This window comes from Methylocaldum szegediense, from assembly GCF_949769195.1.
GTDB lineage: Bacteria > Pseudomonadota > Gammaproteobacteria > Methylococcales > Methylococcaceae > Methylocaldum > Methylocaldum szegediense.
In genome coordinates, this window is the sequence record NZ_OX458333.1 from 2,178,410 (window position 1) to 2,196,416 (window position 18,007).

Below are 18,007 nucleotides of genomic sequence, written 5' to 3' on the forward strand. Positions count from 1 at the left end.
TAAATTCCGATCAAGACGAAACTTGGGAATCGGCGTACTCGATATCGGTGGCATACATCTCGTAAGCCTTGCTGTATTCCATGACCCGAGCCACCTCCCTGATGAAATCTTCGCCGTACCCCGCCCTGCGCAGCAGGTGAAACCCCACTTCCATCCCGGAACTGATGCCGCCGCCCGTGATGATCCGTCCGGCATCGACCACCCGCGCCCGGCTGATGCGGCAGGCCGGGGCCAGTTCGGCCAGGCGGTCGATGGGCACCTTGCCGGACGGGGATTGTTCCACGCGGTCGGGCTCCTTACGGTTGGTCGCCGCTTTTCCGTCCAACAGACCCATCCTGGCGTAAATCCAAGAGCCGGTACAAACCGAAACCAGCAGGGTTTTCTCGGGCAAGCCGCGGATGAACTCGTGCAGATGCCCGTTGTTGATCTCCTGACGCGTGCCGAAACCGCCCGGAATCAGAAAGGCGTCCATATCGGGCCGGTCCGCGAAGGAGTAGTTGGGCAGCACCGTAAAGCCGGCCTGCGCCTGTACCGGACGCAAGGACTCGGCGATGAAAAACGCCTCCAGTTCGGGATCGAATCGACGGGCGACCGAGAATACGCCAAAGGGCGCCGCGAAGTCGACGATCTCCAGATCCTTACAGATGTAAATGCCTAATCGGAAACCGGGTTTGAACGTGTAACTCATGATCGTTTCCTTGTGTTGGTCGAGGGCCAATCCGCCGTGTAGACAGATCTGTCTACAGCATTGAGGAGGCAGACCGTTCTGTCAATAATCCCGTAAACACTTTCAAGAGCTTTTATGACTCAAGACGCCGCGCCTGTTACGCCCTCGGCCCGCGACCGCATCCTGGAAACCGCTCAGCGGCTGTTCTACCGGTACGGCATCCGCGCCGCCGGTGTAGATCGCATTATTGCCGAATCGGGCGTCGCCAAGATGTCCTTTTACCGCCACTTTCCGTCGAAGAAAGACCTGGTAGTCGCATTCCTGGAACGGCGCCACCGGTTCTGGATGGATTGGTTTACCCGGCGCGTCCAGGAGCTGGCCGAAAACCGGACGTCGCCCGGCCTCGCCGTCTTAGCGGACGCACTACAAGAGTGGTTTTCGGAACCCGACTTCCGCGGCTGCGCGTTTATCAATACGGTCGCGGAACTGAGCGAAGACTCGGCGGAAGAACGCCGGATAGCGGCGGATCACAAGCGGGAACTATGGGATTTCATCCGAACATTGATTCCAAAGCAGCCGCGATTCGCGGCGGACGATGCGGCGGATCTCGCCGTGCTGATCATCGACGGTGCCATCGTACGGGCGCAGATGACGGGCAAAGCCGAAACGGCCGAGGAAGCACGTACATTGTTCAGGTTGTTGGACGCAAAATTGTTCGGCTCACCGGATTAATCCGGGACAGGGATACCTCGGCGCGGCGACAAGCCGCGCGAGCCCAGGCCGGGCTTGTACCGACCCGGGCGGCGATCCGTAAAAATAGCGGAAGAGTATTTACGCACCTGATTAATAGAACAAACCCTCGCACGGGCATCCGGACCGGAGGAACCAGGCATCCTTTCCCAATACCTCGACCGGCAACGTTCCGCCGCCTTTCGCCTCACTACGGATTACAGTTCTGCACGGTATCTTCCGGGCTCGCCGCACAGTGGTCGCGCCTAACATGCGGGCCGCCGTCGACGGCGTCGACGCCGCTTCCCGCCACGATCAGCAGATCGTCGCCATCCCCGCCGCGAACGATGTCGTTTCCCTTGCCGCCGTTGGCGTGGTCGTCACCGGCATCTCCTTCGAGCAGATCATCGCCCGCCCCGCCCCAAATCGCATCGTTGCCCGGACCGCCGCTGATCTTGTCGTTGCCTTCGCTCCCGCGGAGCTGGTCGTCGCCCTCGCCGCCGCAGATCAGGTCGTCCCCGCCGAGGCCGTCGATGACGTCGTCGCCAGCCAGGCCGGCGATCACATCGTTGCCCGGCGTACCGCGCAAGGTATCGTTGCCCGGCGTACCGACGATCGTGGCCGGTACCCCGAAACACGTGGGTGTCGAGGGCGTGCTGACGAAAAGAACGACTCGGCCCTGTCCTGCATTCCCGTCAACATTTTGGTACGGCCACGCTGCTACAAAATCGGGTTGGCCATCGCCATTCACATCGCCTATACCGGCCACCCGGGATAACCCCACGACCCCCGGCCCAGTACTATCGAACGTATGCAGTAAGGTCCCATCGGCCCCGCTGAACATAAACACTTGGCCAGGACCGCCGTCCGTCCCGATCAATAGGTCGGGGATGCCGTCGCCGTTCGCATCGCCCAAGCCACTTGCTGCGCCGCCAAAGAAGAGAAACGGCTCTGGCGTCGGAGCATCGAGCGTGTACAACAGTCTCCCATCGGCCCCGCTGAACACAAAGGCCTGGCCCTGCTCCTGATTGCCGCCTATGTATTGTCCTCGGGCACCTATCAGTAAGTCGGATCTGCCGTCTCCGTCCACGTCACCCAAGGCGGCCAAGCTTTGGCCAAAATTGCCCGCATTCTGAAGCGTAGGATTGGCGACCGTGTACAGCAGGCGGCCGTCGGCCCCGCTGAAGACAGAGACCGGGCGCCACCGGTCATCATAAGTATCCTCCTCCCCCACCATTAAATCCGGGACACCGTCCCCGTCGACATCCCCGGCTCCCGCCACGTATTCGCCAAAAAACACGCTGTCCAAGGGCGTGGGAGAATGCAGCGTATAAAGCAGGCTCCCGTCGGCCCCGCTGAACACATAAGCCCCGCCTGTCCACTCATTCCAGTCCCACCAACCTAGCGACCCTACCATCAGGTCGGGTTTGCCGTCGCCGTTCACATCCCCGACTCCGGCCACTGTCACACCAAAGAAGTGGCTAAATTCAGGCACCGGGGGATTGAGGGTATAAAGCAGGGTCCCGTCGGCGCCATTGAAAACAAAGGCTTGGCCCCTCCCATTGTTGTTAATGTCCGCTCCCAGCAGAAGGTCGGATTTGCCGTCGCCGTTCACATCGCCCACACCGGCCACGGCCCCGCCGATACCGTTGTATGGCCCGGGCACGGGATTGCCGATGGTCAAGAGCAGGCTGCCGTCAACCCCGCTAAACACAAAGACCAGCCCGCGTGCCCCTACCAGGATGTCGGGAATGCCATCGCCGTTGACATCGCCGGCCCCAGCGACGGCGGAACCAAAGTGTGCTTGTGCTTGGGGTATCGGATGATCGATGATGATTGGCGTATAAGGCGCATCGGCCTTAGCCGCGGCAAACCAAATGCCGGCGAGGACGCCGAGTCCGTACTTTATGGCCGTTCGCCGGCCTCCGATGCCGAAGGCCCAGTTGCAGGCCGCCAATGAACCGTTTTTATTATGGTCGTTTTTCATACGAAATCCCTCTTATCGAAGCTGGTATTACTAAAAAAGCCACGGCTTTTTCGCGTTTTTTGGGCCTCGATAACTAAGCGATATTCGTGCCATCGGCTCTTGTCCAATTCGCTTTAAAAAATTCACTTTTGTAGGGCAGGTTAACCCGCCGGTCTACCGCGAGCCGCCGGGTTACACAGAGGCTGTCGAAAGGCTGTCCTGAGCTCCCTCAAAGGGCCGACCCCGGCCATCGGTGGGCGTTACTTCGCGTCACCCATCCAATTTTGGTTCACTCGAATACCGAATGGCATTGCAAGCGCCGTTACCGAGCCGCTTGCCGCCCTCGACACAATGGCCTTGTCTATCATCGAATTCGTATTGACACTTCGGGTCGCTCCCTGTTAGCGTGACGTCATGAAGCGACAACAGTCCGCCATCCTTCCTCTTCCGGCTCTTACCTTGGGCCTCGGGCTGCTTCTGCCCCTCGCGGGCAGATAACTCTCCTCACCTTCCTTTTCGATCGACTGAATACCCCTTGCGGGATAATTGCGTCCATCCGACGCCTTTTCCTGGAGTACAACCATGAACGACCTGATGCTTTCCCTGTGCCTGCTTCGACTTCAACACGGTTGCCTGGCCTTGCGCTCGCGGCAGCCCGGCAACCTTTTCGTCGCCGCCCCGAACACCCATCGCATCCGACGAAAACTCAGGAGTCAAAGATCATGTTGAAGCAGCCGAACACCAAGTACCGTTCCTTTCCCAAGGTCCAACTCGCGGACCGCACCTGGCCCGACCGGGTCATCACCCAAGCCCCCATCTGGATGAGCACCGATCTGCGCGACGGCAATCAGGCGCTGTTCGAGCCCATGAATGCCGAGCGCAAGATGCGCTTGTTCAAGAAGCTGGTGGACATCGGCTTCAAGGAAATCGAGGTCGCTTTCCCTTCCGCCTCGCAAACCGAGTTCGACTTCGTCAGAACGCTGATCGAAGGCGGTCACGTCCCCGCGGATGTCACCATCGAGGTGCTCACCCAGGCCCGCGAACACCTGATCCGGCGTACCATGGCATCGCTCTACGGCGCCCGCCGCGCGATCGTCCACGTCTACAACGCGACCGCCCGGCCGTTCCGCGAAATCGTTTTCGGCATGAGCCCCGACCAGGTCATCGCGATGGCGGTTTCCAGCGTGAAGCTGGTGCGGGAACTGGCGGAAGCGCATCCGGAAACCGAATGGGTGCTCGAATACAGCCCGGAAGCCTTCACCGGCACCGAACTCGAGTTCGCCCGCGATATTTGCGACGCGGTGGTGGAAACCTGGGGCGCGACGCCGGAGCGCAAGGTCATCATCAACCTGCCGGCGACGGTGGAGATGGCGACACCCAATATCTATGCCGACCAGATCGAATGGATGCACCGGAATCTGGCGCGGCGTGAAGCCGTCGTTCTAAGCGTCCATCCCCATAACGACCGGGGCTCCGCGATAGCCGCAGCGGAACTGGCGCTCATGGCCGGAGCCGAACGGATCGAGGGCTGCCTGTTCGGCAACGGCGAGCGGACCGGAAACGTGGACTTGGTGACCTTGGCGCTCAATCTATACACCCAGGGCATCGACCCGGGCCTCGACTTCTCGAACATCAACGACATCGCGCGAACGGTGGAAGACTGCATCCGCCTGCCGATCCATCCGCGCCACCCTTACGTGGGCGATCTGGTCTTTACGGCCTTTTCCGGTTCACATCAGGACGCGATCAAGAAAGGTCTGGCCCATCAGCGGCCGGATGCGTTCTGGGAAGTACCCTACCTGCCGATAGACCCGGCCGACCTGGGGCGCTCTTACGACGCCATCATCCGGGTCAACAGCCAGTCCGGCAAAGGTGGCATCGCCTATCTTCTGGAATCGGCTTACGGTCTGTCGTTGCCGCGCCGGCTCCTGGTGGAATTCAGCGGCGTGGTGCAGCGCCATGCGGACGCCACCGGCGCCGAAATCATGCCGGACGAACTTTGGCGGATGTTCTCGGAGGAATATCTGGAACCGGCAACGACTATCCGCTATCTCGGGCATCATTTGTTCGAGCACGGAACGGTTCAGGGCATTCGTCTCATGCTGGAAACGAACGGCCGACAGATCACCCTGATAGGCGAAGGCAATGGCCCCATCGATGCCGTGGTCCATGCGCTCGGGGGAGCGGTGCGGGTGCAGTCCTATGAAGAGCGCTCCATGAGCCAGGGCTCCGATGCCAAGGCGGCTGCCTTCGTCGAAGCCGCGATCGACAACATTCCCGGCATCCGGTACGGCGTCGGCATAAACGCCAACATCGTCACGGCGTCAGTGCTCGCCATCATCAGCGCGCTGAACCGCAGCCTCAACGGCATCGAACCCGAGGCGCGGGAAGAGACGGTCGAGGTCCTGCTAAATAACGTGCGGCAAGTGGCTTGATCGCCGGAAACGGAGTGAGTGTGGCGGAAGTCCGCGAATGATGCGGTTCGCTTCCCTCACCACGTCCTACACTGTAGGGTGCGGTGAGGAACGAACCGCACCGATGGCACCCGCGAACGATGCGCTTCGCTTACCACATCCTACAACCGACATTCCGTAGGGTAAGGTGAGAAACGACAAACCGGCAGGATTGATGAAAAACATCCTTGTTTTTCACCCTCGCGGGCGCTCCGCGTCCCAATCCTCTCCTGGAGGATGGGTGCCAGTTTACTCTTCTCTTCCCTGAGACTCGCCCTTCGTGCCGTGCTCCGCAGGTTCCCGTTCGTTTTCGACGAACGGGTGCACGGCAAAGCCGCCCGTAAGGTGCCGGACAAGGATGTCCGGCATGAGCCGCACTGGCCGAGTCTGATGTGTCGGCTTTCGGCGGGCGAAAAAAATGGATGGTGTACGGACCGGGATTCCAAACGAGCCCCCCATCAATTCCTGTTTGACGCAAAAAGGCGGGGGAACATAGATCGTTCCCCCGCCTTATCGTCCGGCCCGGTTTAAGCTTCCGTATGGGCCTTGCGCTTGTTCTTATCTAATGGACTGCGTCGTCGTCTGCACGATGGTCTGGTTGGTATGCTTGCTGAAAACACCGACATTGATCCCGACCACCGTAGGTATGGCAATGTTAAGACAGAGGTTCGCGAAACCGGAGCACGAGCCGCCGCCACGATTTACATGACCGCCTTCGACGGCAGCGAGTTGTCCCTCGGTCATCGGGGTCGCGCCCGACATTTTGCTCAATGCCTGAAAGTCGTTATCGGCCATTACCGGCCCGGCAACCAGAGCTGAAGACAGCGCAACGGCTAATATATAGGACTTCATAATCGAACTCCTTCTCTCATTATTTACCCATAATGGTATTAGTGTGATGACGACTCGAGCCCGGAGTTAAATCGACATAAGCCTTTCCACGAAGCCCATTCGGGCTCCGTAACTCAACTGGTCGGGGCTTACGGATACGATCTCGAACTCCTTTTTCTCATCGTCCAAATTTTTCGATGATTACCCGGTTCGAGAGTTCAAGGAAAAACTACTTATGCCTTTTTGATCTCGGCCCGGTTTGGCTCGACCAATCGAGCACCGACGATCGCTGACGCTTCATTCCGGCCTACATGTGCTCGTTTGATTGGTAAACGGAATTGCAGGGCATAGCTCACTCACAAAGAGTAAGGTACTGCGGGTTACTTCTCGGCAGACTTCACGGCGACATCGATGCACTCGCCATGGAGCGGTTCATGCGGGCAGGCGTGTCGAACAATATGGCGCGGATCCGACGGTCCTGGCGGGCCGGGATCAAGGCTAACAACCTTGGAAAAACGCTCTCATTGCAACTCCACGCCCATGAATCATCAGAGAATTACAAACGCGAGAATGCTCGAGGCTAAGTTTTTCCATACCCGCGCTACACTTTTGGATCAGGTATGAGGAATGCCGCCTTTTCAGGCTATTGCCGATGTTTTTCGGTACGAACGGGGCAGCTATGAGTTCAAGGCGGAACGTTCGCTATGGCACACGCCTATAAACGTCAGGCTGGAGGCCGACCTTTCATGAAAAGTGAAAAAGAGAAGATGCTCGCAGGCGCGCTTTACGATCCGCTCGACCCGCAATTACGCAGGGAACGCGACCGTTGCCGTGACCTCTGCCTGCGGCTCAACGTTACGCGCGAAGACCAGCGGCAGGAGAGACGGCGTCTGCTTGCCGAGATCTTCGGAAAGGAGACGGATGCCTGGATTCAGCCGCCCTTTTTCTGCGACTACGGCACGAACATCGTCTTGGGCGCCAAAGTTTTCTTCAACTTCAATTGCGTGGTGCTCGACGTCGCGCCGGTGACCATCGGCAGCAATGTGCTCTTTGGCCCCTCGGTGCAAATCTACACGGCAACCCATCCCATCCGCGCCGCCGAGCGCCGTAAGCGGCTGGAATCGGCCAGGCCGATCACCATCGGCTCCGATGTTTGGGTCGGAGGCGGAGCGATCATCTGCCCCGGAGTGACGGTCGGCGATCGATCGGCCATCGGTGCGGGAAGTGTCGTCACCCGTGACATTCCCTCCGACGTGATCGCCGCAGGAAATCCGGCCCGCATCATACGCGCGCTTCCTCCCGATGCCTGAGCGGCGAAGATTCGGAGATGCAAACCCGGCCTGCCGAGACGCTTCAGACAGCGCCAGTGACTACGCTACGTTTCGTCATCGTGCCGCACGATAAAAGCTATTGCAGTATGGATGTTCAGATCGTCACATTTCCCGAAACCAAGGTAGCCGTGATCGAGCATCACGGATTACCGGCGCTCGAATATGAGACAGTGCTAAAGTTGATTGCTTGGAAGCTTGAGAACCGATTTCTGGACCAGATGAAATACCGTAGCTACGGACTTCACTACACTGATCCGTTCAGCACACCACCCGCTGAACATCGTGTCGACTTTTGCCTGTCCATCGACGAAGACGTCGCGCCAAATCCTTACGGGATCAGGACAAAGACAATTCCAAGCTTGCGATGCGCTCGCGCGCGCGACGTCGGGTCCCGCTCCAATAATCGGGCTGCCGCTTACCTCTACAAAACCTGGCTGCCTCGAAGCGGCGAAACGCTTGGAAATTTTCCCGCGATTTTTCACTACGTTAACGTCGGGCCGAATGTAAGGGAAGCGGAGATGATTACGGACGTCTATTTACCGTTGATGTAACGTCGCAGGTATTCACAACGGATATGCGGCCAAACCCATCATTCCGCCGGACCTCGGCGAAAAGCCGCGCAGGCTTGCGGGCCCAAACCTCCAGTCGCCTGCGTTCACGTCCTACGTTCATTGCTCGATAGTCGTTGCCTGTGAGAAGGAGTGCCATGACGGAACATCGTGTGGGAAGCGCAAAAAAAGTAAGTATTGGTGCATTCTTATTGTGTTTCTTCATCGTAGGAGTTCCCTTCTGGAACATTCCGTACGCCAGTGTAAGCCTGCCCAACTCCTTTTTCGGAATTGGCGTAACCGTTGTTTTTACGACAAGCGTTTTGCTGTCCTTTGTTTTTCGATTCAGCTTTCGGCGAAGCACGGCCGTGCCGGCTTTGGCATTCCCCGCAACGCTCATGGCTCGGGTTGTCGTGGAGGCAACAATTGAACCAAGCCGTCACAACCTTTGGCCGCTGGCCCTGATAATCGCAGTTCTGATGGGTTTCGTCGTCGCGGGTGCCGGCGCACTTTTGGGGTGGTTGTCGGCCCGAGTTTTCCGATAAAGTGCAGCAATTTTCATCGACAAGGGTGCAAACATGGCAGTGTTTCAGGGCGTTTTGTTTCTGTTCTTTGGCGTGGGGTTGATTGCCATGGATTGGCGCTCGCTGAAAACCGGTTGGTTGCCATGCGGTTCCAACGGTCTGAAAGGCCGCCTGGAGTTTACGAGAGCCGGTCAGCCCTTGGGGTATTGGGTGATGTTTGCCTTGTATGGTGCTGGCGGCGTGTGGTTGGTAATTCTTTCGCTACGCTTGTTGGCAGGGCATGCCGAACCATTGCCCCTGAAATAGCGCGTCCACTGGGAACCTCTCCGGGGAGGTTCCAGAACTCTTCGACCCGGCCCAAGGCGACCGCCTAACCAGGAGAAGCCTATTAGCCGAACGATCAGTGTCCGAATGAACGAAGGCTTCGGCCGGACGCGGTACGTTGGCGGCCATGTGGCTGCTGGCTTCGCGGGTTCGAAATACCCGAACAACTAGAAAGCTTGAGGTGAACTGATGAAAATGCCATTGGGGATTTCATTTTTGTTTTTGGCGGCTGCTGCCTTTATTTCCGGGACGGCGCAAGCGGAGAAAACCGACCTGGCGGGTTCTGCCGACCATGCCCTAGTCGGGCGTTACGAGGGATCGGTCATCACCTTCTACGAAACGAAATCCTATGAAGAATTGAAGCTGCCGTTCAAAGCGCTGGAGCGCGGCCAGCAGAACAAGCCCGAGGCATGGCAGATCGACGTGTCCGGGAAACTCACCTCGATCCGGTATGAAGGTCCTGCGGATCGGTCGATCCTCGAAGTCATGCGCAACTACGAGGCGGCTTTGAACGCAAAGGGATTCACGATCCGTTTCTTCTGCAAAGGCGCAAAGGAATGCGCACCCGCCGGGTCTACCGGCACTTTCTGGATGGCCGGGAACGGACAGATCGGCATGCCGACAACCTGGGACACCACCGTTTATCTGCTGGCGGAGCGGGATGGGCCGGAGGGACGGGTGACCGTCGGGATACTCGGGGTCGAGACCAAGGCGACCAAATCCCGACCTTTGACACCGCATGTCGCCGTGACGGTCGTCGAATCGAAACCGATGGAGGCCGACAAGATCGCCGTGGTCAAGTCCAGCGAAATGCAGCAGGCGCTGGAACGCGACGGGCGGATTGCGATCTATGGCATCTACTTCGATTTCGACAAGGCGGAAATCAAGCCGGAATCGGAGCCGCAGATCGCGCAATTGGCAGCGCTTCTGAAAGAAAACCCCAAGTTGAAAGTCCTCATCGTCGGGCACACGGACGGCAGGGGCGCGTTCGACTACAACCTGTCGCTTTCTCAACGACGAGCCCAGGCCGTGGCGGACACGCTGGTGTCGGCCCACGGCATCGCTCGCGACCGCCTGACGCCAGCAGGTGCCGGCATGATAGCGCCCGTCGCGTCGAATAAGACCGAAGAAGGACGCGCGAAAAACCGGCGCGTCGAGATCGTCGAACACTATTCCGGCGGTTGAAGGCATAGTAGACCACTCACCCTGATATACGGCGTTGATCTTCCACAAACAGCCCGCGCGTTGTGCATTCGCGGCTTCGCCTCTACGGCCACACCGCGGGCATTTCTTTGCTCCAACCGAGATTAGTGCCTTTATGTTCGGCTTCGTCAAGGTCGTTGGCACTCATGCCAAGACGCGAGAAGCCGCTATTTTCGGCACTTTGCAGCAAATCCGCCCGCGTGCATTGATTCCGGATCACCGTAGGATACGAACGGCCCGTTACTCGGTTTGAACGAACGGTTGCTCTAACCGTCTCCTTCCCGTCATCGGCATATCCGACAAGCAACTTCCTGATCCATCGACAAGAACACAGAGCGTCGTTGCCGTAGGAGTGCTCCGTGCCGTAGGATGCGGCACGTCTTTGATTACGTGACGAACCGAGACGAAATCGCCCATGCGCCATTCCAGCCGACTGTCCATCGATCCTACCCCCGAGTTCGACGTCTACGCCGCGGAGCTGGCCGGCTTGAACCTGGTCGAAGCCAGCGCCGGTACCGGTAAGACCTGGACGATTTCGGGGCTTTACGTTCGGCTGATTTTGGAACTCGGCCTAAGCGTGGATCAGATCCTGGTGGTGACCTACACCAAGGCGGCGACGGCCGAGCTTCAGGGACGCATCCGCAAGCGCCTGCGGGAAGTCCTTTCCGCTTTCGAAGCCGGTGACAGCGAGGATGAATTCTGCCGCCGCATCATCGAGCTTTACGGCGATCGGGCCGAAATTGCCACGCGCCGCCTCGGCTATGCGATCAGCGGATTCGACGAAGCCGCGGTTTACACCATTCACGGATTCTGCCAGCGGCTGCTAAACGAAAGCGCCTTCGAATCGGGGGCGGATTTCGATTGCGAACTGATGCCGGACGAGACCGACCTACTGCGGGAAATCGTCGACGATTTCTGGCGACGGGAGGTCTATCTCGCGTCCGCAGTTTGGTCCGAGTATCTGGCTCAGGAAAACCAATCGCCCGATGTCTGGTTGAGTGAAATTCAGCCGCATGTCGGCAAGCCGTTCCTCAAAATCGCGGTACCCCCCGAACCGCCAGGCGAAGAGGAAGTCATCGCCCGCTTCGGGCAGGCCTTACTGGAAGCCGCGGAAGTCTGGCATGCCCAAAGAACCGATATCGAAGCAATACTGCTCGGTTATCCCGGCTTCAACCGAGCCCGCGTCAAACCCGAGAACTTGCAACGCTGGCTAGTCGAAACCGCGGAATTTTTTTCGAGATGGCCGGCGGCGGAGCGGATGCCTCAGCCGGTCGTATTGCCGGAAGTCCCGCCCTTGCTCGACTTGCCCGAAAGCCTTCGCCGTTTTTCATCCTCTACGCTCGCCACTGTCGTCAAAAAAGGCTTTGAACCACCGCAGCATCCGTTCTTCCAGTGCTGCCAATCCTTGATCGAAACGCACGAAGCTCTGCGGCGGGCTTTCGAAGCCCGGCTTCAACATCTCAAGGCGCGCCTGATCGAGTTCTGCAATACCGAACTGGACCGGCGCAAGAATGCGCTGCAGATCGTCTCTTACAACGACTTGCTGAACCGTCTGGCTGCTGCGCTGGACTCGGAGTATGGAGAGAGTCTCGCCGAGACCGTCCGCCGTCGTTACCGCGCAGCCCTGATCGATGAATTCCAGGATACCGATCCGATTCAATACCGCATTTTTCGCCGCGTCTACGGGGACGGCGGTTCGCCGGTATTCTTTGTCGGCGATCCCAAGCAGGCGATCTACGGTTTCCGCGGCGCGGACATCTTCAGCTACCTCGAAGCGCGCGGCCATGAGCGCATCAGCCGCCGCACGCTGAAAACCAACCAGCGCTCCGAGCGCGACCTCATCGCTGCTGTCAATGCCTTGTTCGCCGGCCATCCGAGACCGTTCCTGCTCGACGAGATTCCCTACCCGGAGGTCAAACCCGCCACACGCCAGCGTGCCGCGTTGGAGATCGAAGACGATAGCGGCGAGCCGTTTCGTTTCCTCTTGCTCCCGCCGGAACAGGACGACGAAGGCAAGGAAAAACCATACTCGAAAGGCACAGCAAGCCGTTTGGCGGCACTGACGACGGCTTTCGAAATCACCCGGCTACTCAACGCCGGAAGCGAAGGCAAGGCTCGCTTGGGCGATCGGAACCTTAACGGCGGCGACATCGCCGTGCTGGTCTCCACCCATGTGCAGGCGCGTTTGGTGGAAGAAGCACTGACCTCCTGCGGCGTCCCCAGCGTGCGCCAGGGGCAGGAGAGTGTGTTGTCGAGTCCCGAGGCTGCCGAACTCGAGCGGATCCTGCGCGCGATCGCCCAGCCGGGGCGCGAACCGCTGCTCAAGGCCGCACTGGCGACCGAGCTCATGAACTTCACGGCCAACGCCATTTTCGATCTGCAAAAGGACGAAGGCGCTTGGGATGCGATCTTCGATCGCTTCCAGACCTATCATCACCTCTGGCTGAGCGAAGGCTTCATGCCGATGTTCCGCCGCTGGTTCGAGGACGCCCGCATCACCGAGCATTTGCCGAAATTCCGCGACGGCGAGCGGCGTTTGACCAATCTCCTGCACCTGGCCGAGCTGCTGCAAGTGGAAAGCCGCAAGAAATCGGGCATCGATGCGCTGCTGGGCTGGTTCGAGCGCGCCATCCGAAACCCTTCCAAGAACGACGAAACCGCCTTGTTGCGGCTGGAGAGCGACGCCGAGCGCGTCAAGATCGTCACCGTACACACCAGCAAGGGGCTCGAATACGCGATCGTGTTCTGTCCGTTTCTCTGGGACGGGCGGCTGCGGCAGCGAAAAGCGCCGTCCGTACTGTTGCACAGCGAGGGCGAGTCGCTTCTGGATCTCGGTTCGGCGCAGCTGGAAGAAAATCGCCGCCAGGCGGTTCTGGAAGAAATGTCGGAAAATCTGCGCCTCCTCTACGTGGCGCTCACGCGCGCCGTGTACCGCTGCCATGTCGTTTGGGGCAATGTTCGAAACGGCCGGGACAAGAGCGAAGGCTTTCACTCCACCGCCATGGCCTGGCTGCTGCACGGCGGCTCGACGGCGCCGGAGGACGACCCGCTTTCCGCCCTGGAATCGAGGCTGCAGGATGCCGATACCGACTTCATCGCGACCGATATCCGGCGATTTGCGGAGCGAGCGCCCGGCTGCGTGAGTGTCGGATTCGTCGAAACCCGTTCCGTCCGCTACCGGGGCGCGGGAGCGGACACCGGCCCGGCGCTGGCCGTTCACCCCTTCCGGCGTCCGCCGCTCTACCCGAGCTGGCGAATGAGCAGCTTCTCCGGTCTGACCACGGGGCGGCACAGCGAAGCACCGGATTACGACACTCCAGCCGACTCCGATTTGCCGGAAGCGGCGGGCGATTCGATGTTCGCGTTTCCGCGCGGCGCCAGGGCCGGTTCGTGCCTGCACGCCATTCTCGAAGAGTGGGATTTCACCTGTCGGGATTCTGAACGGCTCGGCGAACTCGTCCGCCGCAAGCTGAAAGCGCACGGCATCGACGACGCCTGGACGCCAACCGTGCGCCAGACGATCGAAACCGCTCTCGAAGCGACGCTCGACGAGAGCGGGCTCAAGCTATCGGACATTCCGGCGGAAAAGCGCTTGGCCGAAATGGAATTCACCTATACCTTGCGTGGCGGCGATTCCGAGGGTTTACGGAAACTCCTCGCCGATCCCCGCTTCCGCTGTGACCGCCGCTATGCCGAGGCTGCCCGGCAACTCGACTTCGCTCATATCGAGGGCTATATGAGGGGCTTTATCGATCTGGTATTCGAAGCGGGCGGCCGCTTTTACTTGCTCGACTGGAAAACCAACTGGCTCGGCAACACCGCAGCCGATTACACCCCCGACCGCCTGGCCGCGGCCATGGCACGCGAGCATTACTATCTCCAGTACCTCATCTACACCGTCGCCCTGCACCGCTATCTCAAGCAAAGGCTTCCGAATTACGACTACGAAACCCATTTCGGCGGTGTGTTTTACCTGTTTCTGAGGGGCATCGCGCCCGAACGGAAAACCGGAATCTACCGAGACAGGCCTCGCCGGGAATTGATCGAGGCTTTGGACGAACTCTTGATGGCAGGACTCGACGCGCCTCGGCTCGCAGAAGCGGGTTAGAGTCTTCCCCGAAAAGCCTCAAGCCCCTTCGCCCCGGATTTCGTTGCACTCCATCCGGGCTACCGTTCGTAGCCCGCATGCAGCGCAGCGGAATGCGGGAAAAACCCATCGCCTAGGTTTCAATTCCGGGTAACGGTTTCCTTTCAGACAGGGGGCAACATGCGAAAAGAATATGGCAAGGCATTGCGCGATAGGTTCGATCGCGAGATGAAAGCGAGGCTACCCACCTTTAAACCGTTCAAGAGCAAATCGATATACCTCTTCCCCGGCGAGCGTGTGTACCATCGAATTCTGGAGAACCCGATCCATTGCTTCATCATTCTGGTCCCCAGTCGAAAGGATACGGATGAGTTCACGATTGAAATCGGCTGGTCGAAGCCGGGGCGGTTTCCCGAGCTCGGTATGCGCCCGTCCGGGCGGCCCACTCCGGAGAGGACTGAGTTCGAGCAGGCCGAATTGGTTTGCCGGCTGTCCGACTTTTGGACTCGGGAAGACGTGTGGTGGCCGGTCGGTGCGGTCGCCAAGCTCGATGTATTGAACCCCAAGGACCAGATGGAAGCGCTGATGGCTCGGGTCAAGCCGATTTCGCCGGACGAGGCGAACGAGGCCGTCCAAGGCCCGGTCGAGGAATCCATCGACCGAATCATTGCCCACGCCGTGCCTTACCTCGACGAATTCGCACGATTCCAGGAAGCCGCGTAGATCCCTCTGCTCATGTTGCAAAACAGATGGAATCCCAGTTTTGTTTTCCGGTCGGAAAATCCTGGCACTTACCAAAAATGTGACGTCCATATCGGTGGTAATGCTGCTTTCGGCACTCTGCAAAGTGTTCGGGGCCCTTCCCTTATCGACATCCGCTTAGCCGCTGGCGGAGCTCGTAGGGCGGGTTAGCGCAGCGTAACCCGCCTTCCGGGAACGCGAGACATCGACCAAACTTTTCGCCATGCCCAACTACATCCGAGCCTCTATCCCAGGCGGGTCATACTTCTTTACCGTAGCGTTGCTGGAACGTCGCCGTCGCTTGCTCACCGACAACATCGACGCGTTACGCGAAGCTTTTCGTACCGTGAGAACTCAAAGGCCGTTCCGGATCGACGCCATCGTCATACTCCCTGATCACTTACATTGCCTTTGGACCTTGCCGCCCAATGATGCCGATTTTTCGACTCGCTGGCGCTTGATCAAGTCGGCTTTCGCGCGTGCCATTGCGCCGGGGGAACGGCAATCGACCCGAAGGGAGATGAAACGCGAACGCGGCATCTGGCAGCGGCGGTTTTGGGAACATGCCATACGTGATCAAAACGATTTCGATGCCCATCTCGACTACATCCATTACAACCCGGTTAAACATGGCTGGGTGCGACGCGCCGCCGATTGGCCGCACTCGAGCTTTCACCGCTTCGTTCAGCTGGGGCAGTATTCCTGGGAGTGGGCAGCACCGATTGACATTCGGGCGTGAGATTTGGAGTGAGGATTGCGCCTCGGAAGGCGGGTTACGCTGCGCTAACCCGCCCTACGAAACTCTCGTACTCCGCATGCAGCACAGCGGAATGCGGGAATAACAATTCCCCGATTGGCCACTTCAAACCGATCCCTGAACAGCGCGCTCGCGCGAGTCATTCCTTCAATCCGCTTGTGGCGATGCCTTGGATGAACAGTCGCTGGAAGACCAGGAATATGATCAAGGTCGGGAGGGCAATGAGCACCGCTCCGGCCATTAGCATTGTCCACTCGACCTTGAACTCGTAGCGGAACATGGCGAGACCGACCGGAAGGGTGAACCGGTCGCTGGTAGTAGCAACGACCAAAGGCCACAGGAATTCGTTCCAATTGCCCTGAAAGGTGTAGATACCCAGCGCCGCCAACGCGGGCTTCGAGGTCGGTAACACCACCCGCCAGAACACTTGGAACCGGTTGCAGCCATCGATGAAGGCCGCTTCTTCCAGCTGACGGGGGAGGGACTCGAAAAACTGTTTCATCAGAAAGATGCCGACCACCTGCACCATGGCCGGTGCGACCAGCGCGGTGTAGGTATTCACGAGATCCAGGGCGTTCAGGAGCATGAATTTCGGTACCAAAGTCACATGGGCGGGCACCATTAGCGTCGCCAGCAGCAGGGTAAATAGAACGTTCCGCCCCGGAAAGCGTAAACGGGCGAAGGCATAGCCGGCGAGGGCGTCGAAAAATAAATTTGCCGAGGTGACGGCTAGCGCGACACCGGCGCTATTGAGCAACCACCGAGCAAACGGGATTTCGGTCCAAAGACGCCGGTAATTTTCGAGCGTAAATGGGTCCGGAACGAGTTTTATCGGCCAGCGGAACACATCGCCCGGCGGCTGAAACGAGATCGACAAAGACCAAAGAAAGGGCAGCGTGAAAACGCCGGCGGCCACAAGCAGAAGCGCAAGGACGGCCAGTCGCACGAGTCTTGTTCGAACGACGCTGGGTTTCATCATGGCGCTTCCGGACGGACGATCCTCCGCTGCACGCAGGTGACGAACAGGATGATGGCGAACAGCACCACGGCCGCCGCCGCGGCATAACCGAAGCGGAAATAGCGGAAAGCGCTGTTGTAGATGAAATAGCTGAGCGTAGTGGTGGCGTTGACCGGCCCGCCTGCGCTCATCATGTAGATTTGATCGAATACCTGGAAGGAACCGATGATCCCCAGAACCACCACAAAAAATAGAGTCGGTTTGAGCCCCGGCACTGTGACATACCGAAATCGCGCCCAGGGACCCGCACCGTCGATGCGTGCGGCTTCGTAAAGCGAGGCCGGGATATTCTGAAGCCCGGCGAGAAACGCCACCATGAAATAGCCGGAAGTCGACCAGACGTTTAACGCCATGATGGCACCGAGTGCGTATTTGGGCGATCCGATCCAGTCCGGTCCCTCTATGCCGAACCGAGATAGAGCGTAATTCAGCAAACCCGGTTTCGAGTAGATCCACAAGAAGATAATGGACGTTACTACTGACGAGGTGATGGCCGGGATGTAAAACGCGGCGCGGAAAAATCCCCGGGCAGGGATATTCTGGTTGACGGCGAGCGCCAACAACAAGGCCAGCAGCGTCTGAGCCGGTACCACGCCCAGGACATAGACCGTGGTGTTGCGCAGCGCAGTGAAAAACAGCTCGTCACCTGCCAGTTCGACGAAATTCGCCGCCCTGACCCAATACTGTTCGGCCCGGAAAAGACTCCAGTCGAAGAATGCGACGACAAAGATGAAAACCAGCGGACCGAAGACGAAGAGGGAAAGGACGATGAGCGCCGGAAGCAGAAAGAGATAAGCCGCAAGGGCTTCGCGGCGAGATTGGGACATG

15 protein-coding genes are annotated in these 18,007 nt (G+C 58.9%); 10 read left to right on the plus strand and 5 right to left on the minus strand.

Annotation, left to right across the window (positions count from 1 at the left end):
• Nucleotides 1-10: 10 nt before the first annotated feature.
• Complete coding sequence (locus tag QEN43_RS09260; protein WP_026611732.1) at nucleotides 11-688, minus strand: DJ-1/PfpI family protein; 678 nt, start codon at nucleotides 686-688, stop codon at nucleotides 11-13.
• 114 nt (nucleotides 689-802) lie between these two features.
• Between QEN43_RS09260 and QEN43_RS09265 the strand changes: the two genes are divergently transcribed.
• On the plus strand, nucleotides 803-1,399 hold the full coding sequence (locus tag QEN43_RS09265) for a TetR/AcrR family transcriptional regulator (RefSeq protein WP_026611731.1): 597 nt from the start codon (nucleotides 803-805) through the stop codon (nucleotides 1,397-1,399).
• Between the two features lie 208 nt (nucleotides 1,400-1,607).
• Here the strand turns inward: QEN43_RS09265 and QEN43_RS09270 are convergent, their stop codons facing one another.
• Complete coding sequence (locus tag QEN43_RS09270) at nucleotides 1,608-3,383, minus strand: FG-GAP-like repeat-containing protein (protein ID WP_026611730.1); 1,776 nt, start codon at nucleotides 3,381-3,383, stop codon at nucleotides 1,608-1,610.
• A gap of 701 nt (nucleotides 3,384-4,084) precedes the next feature.
• On the opposite strand from QEN43_RS09270, the gene leuA reads away from it, so the two are divergent.
• The gene (gene leuA / locus QEN43_RS09275; protein WP_396662685.1) at nucleotides 4,085-5,797 is read left to right on the plus strand and encodes a 2-isopropylmalate synthase; all 1,713 of its coding nucleotides are present in this window, start codon (nucleotides 4,085-4,087) and stop codon (nucleotides 5,795-5,797) included.
• Nucleotides 5,798-6,373: 576 nt separating this feature from the next.
• Here the strand turns inward: leuA and QEN43_RS09280 are convergent.
• The gene (locus QEN43_RS09280) at nucleotides 6,374-6,667 is read right to left on the minus strand and encodes a hypothetical protein (protein ID WP_317964007.1); all 294 of its coding nucleotides are present in this window, start codon (nucleotides 6,665-6,667) and stop codon (nucleotides 6,374-6,376) included.
• 725 nt (nucleotides 6,668-7,392) lie between these two features.
• Between QEN43_RS09280 and QEN43_RS09285 the strand changes: the two genes are divergently transcribed.
• The 8 genes from QEN43_RS09285 to QEN43_RS09320 all read left to right on the plus strand — a co-directional run bounded on the left by QEN43_RS09285 (nucleotide 7,393) and on the right by QEN43_RS09320 (nucleotide 16,143).
• Entirely contained in the window at nucleotides 7,393-7,956 is a 564-nt protein-coding gene (locus QEN43_RS09285; RefSeq protein WP_317964008.1) for a sugar O-acetyltransferase, read from the plus strand.
• A gap of 17 nt (nucleotides 7,957-7,973) precedes the next feature.
• Nucleotides 7,974-8,528 carry an AraC family transcriptional regulator gene (locus tag QEN43_RS09290; protein ID WP_317964009.1) on the plus strand — a complete coding sequence of 185 codons (555 nt, stop codon included), beginning with the start codon at nucleotides 7,974-7,976 and terminating at the stop codon, nucleotides 8,526-8,528.
• 155 nt (nucleotides 8,529-8,683) lie between these two features.
• Nucleotides 8,684-9,070 carry a hypothetical protein gene (locus tag QEN43_RS09295; protein ID WP_317964010.1) on the plus strand — a complete coding sequence of 129 codons (387 nt, stop codon included), beginning with the start codon at nucleotides 8,684-8,686 and terminating at the stop codon, nucleotides 9,068-9,070.
• A 33-nt stretch (nucleotides 9,071-9,103) separates the two neighbouring features.
• Nucleotides 9,104-9,355, plus strand: a complete 252-nt coding sequence (locus QEN43_RS09300) for a hypothetical protein (protein WP_317964011.1) — start codon at nucleotides 9,104-9,106, stop codon at nucleotides 9,353-9,355.
• 207 nt (nucleotides 9,356-9,562) lie between these two features.
• Nucleotides 9,563-10,558, plus strand: coding sequence for an OmpA family protein (locus QEN43_RS09305; RefSeq protein WP_317964012.1), 996 nt, complete (start codon nucleotides 9,563-9,565; stop codon nucleotides 10,556-10,558).
• A 433-nt stretch (nucleotides 10,559-10,991) separates the two neighbouring features.
• The gene (gene recB / locus QEN43_RS09310; RefSeq protein ID WP_317964013.1) at nucleotides 10,992-14,684 is read left to right on the plus strand and encodes an exodeoxyribonuclease V subunit beta; all 3,693 of its coding nucleotides are present in this window, start codon (nucleotides 10,992-10,994) and stop codon (nucleotides 14,682-14,684) included.
• Nucleotides 14,685-14,843: 159 nt separating this feature from the next.
• Nucleotides 14,844-15,386, plus strand: a complete 543-nt coding sequence (locus QEN43_RS09315) for a hypothetical protein (protein WP_317964014.1) — start codon at nucleotides 14,844-14,846, stop codon at nucleotides 15,384-15,386.
• A gap of 241 nt (nucleotides 15,387-15,627) precedes the next feature.
• Complete coding sequence (locus QEN43_RS09320) at nucleotides 15,628-16,143, plus strand: REP-associated tyrosine transposase (protein WP_026611717.1); 516 nt, start codon at nucleotides 15,628-15,630, stop codon at nucleotides 16,141-16,143.
• 157 nt (nucleotides 16,144-16,300) lie between these two features.
• On the opposite strand, the gene QEN43_RS09325 is transcribed toward QEN43_RS09320, so the two are convergent.
• Nucleotides 16,301-17,140 (minus strand): carbohydrate ABC transporter permease, encoded by an 840-nt coding sequence (locus QEN43_RS09325; protein WP_317964015.1) that lies wholly within the window; start codon nucleotides 17,138-17,140, stop codon nucleotides 16,301-16,303.
• Nucleotides 17,137-18,006 (minus strand): carbohydrate ABC transporter permease, encoded by an 870-nt coding sequence (locus tag QEN43_RS09330; protein ID WP_026611715.1) that lies wholly within the window; start codon nucleotides 18,004-18,006, stop codon nucleotides 17,137-17,139. The genes QEN43_RS09325 and QEN43_RS09330 overlap by 4 nt, the downstream gene beginning before the upstream one ends.
• Nucleotide 18,007: the final 1 nt, after the last annotated feature.

Bases quoted from the DNA above. Each gene is read 5' to 3' on its own strand.
- QEN43_RS09295 (WP_317964010.1), top strand. From the start codon at position 8,684: ATGACGGAACATCGTGTGGGAAGCGCAAAAAAAGTAAGTATTGGTGCA.
- QEN43_RS09300 (WP_317964011.1), top strand. From the start codon at position 9,104: ATGGCAGTGTTTCAGGGCGTTTTGTTTCTGTTCTTTGGCGTGGGGTTG.
- QEN43_RS09330 (WP_026611715.1), bottom strand. From the start codon at position 18,006: ATGTCCCAATCTCGCCGCGAAGCCCTTGCGGCTTATCTCTTTCTGCTT.
- QEN43_RS09285 (WP_317964008.1), top strand. From the start codon at position 7,393: ATGAAAAGTGAAAAAGAGAAGATGCTCGCAGGCGCGCTTTACGATCCG.
- QEN43_RS09305 (WP_317964012.1), top strand. From the start codon at position 9,563: ATGAAAATGCCATTGGGGATTTCATTTTTGTTTTTGGCGGCTGCTGCC.
- QEN43_RS09265 (WP_026611731.1), top strand. From the start codon at position 803: ATGACTCAAGACGCCGCGCCTGTTACGCCCTCGGCCCGCGACCGCATC.
- leuA (WP_396662685.1), top strand. From the start codon at position 4,085: ATGTTGAAGCAGCCGAACACCAAGTACCGTTCCTTTCCCAAGGTCCAA.
- QEN43_RS09315 (WP_317964014.1), top strand. From the start codon at position 14,844: ATGCGAAAAGAATATGGCAAGGCATTGCGCGATAGGTTCGATCGCGAG.
- QEN43_RS09280 (WP_317964007.1), bottom strand. From the start codon at position 6,667: ATGAAGTCCTATATATTAGCCGTTGCGCTGTCTTCAGCTCTGGTTGCC.
- QEN43_RS09290 (WP_317964009.1), top strand. From the start codon at position 7,974: ATGCAAACCCGGCCTGCCGAGACGCTTCAGACAGCGCCAGTGACTACG.
- QEN43_RS09320 (WP_026611717.1), top strand. From the start codon at position 15,628: ATGCCCAACTACATCCGAGCCTCTATCCCAGGCGGGTCATACTTCTTT.
- recB (WP_317964013.1), top strand. From the start codon at position 10,992: ATGCGCCATTCCAGCCGACTGTCCATCGATCCTACCCCCGAGTTCGAC.
- QEN43_RS09270 (WP_026611730.1), bottom strand. From the start codon at position 3,383: ATGAAAAACGACCATAATAAAAACGGTTCATTGGCGGCCTGCAACTGG.
- QEN43_RS09325 (WP_317964015.1), bottom strand. From the start codon at position 17,140: ATGATGAAACCCAGCGTCGTTCGAACAAGACTCGTGCGACTGGCCGTC.
- QEN43_RS09260 (WP_026611732.1), bottom strand. From the start codon at position 688: ATGAGTTACACGTTCAAACCCGGTTTCCGATTAGGCATTTACATCTGT.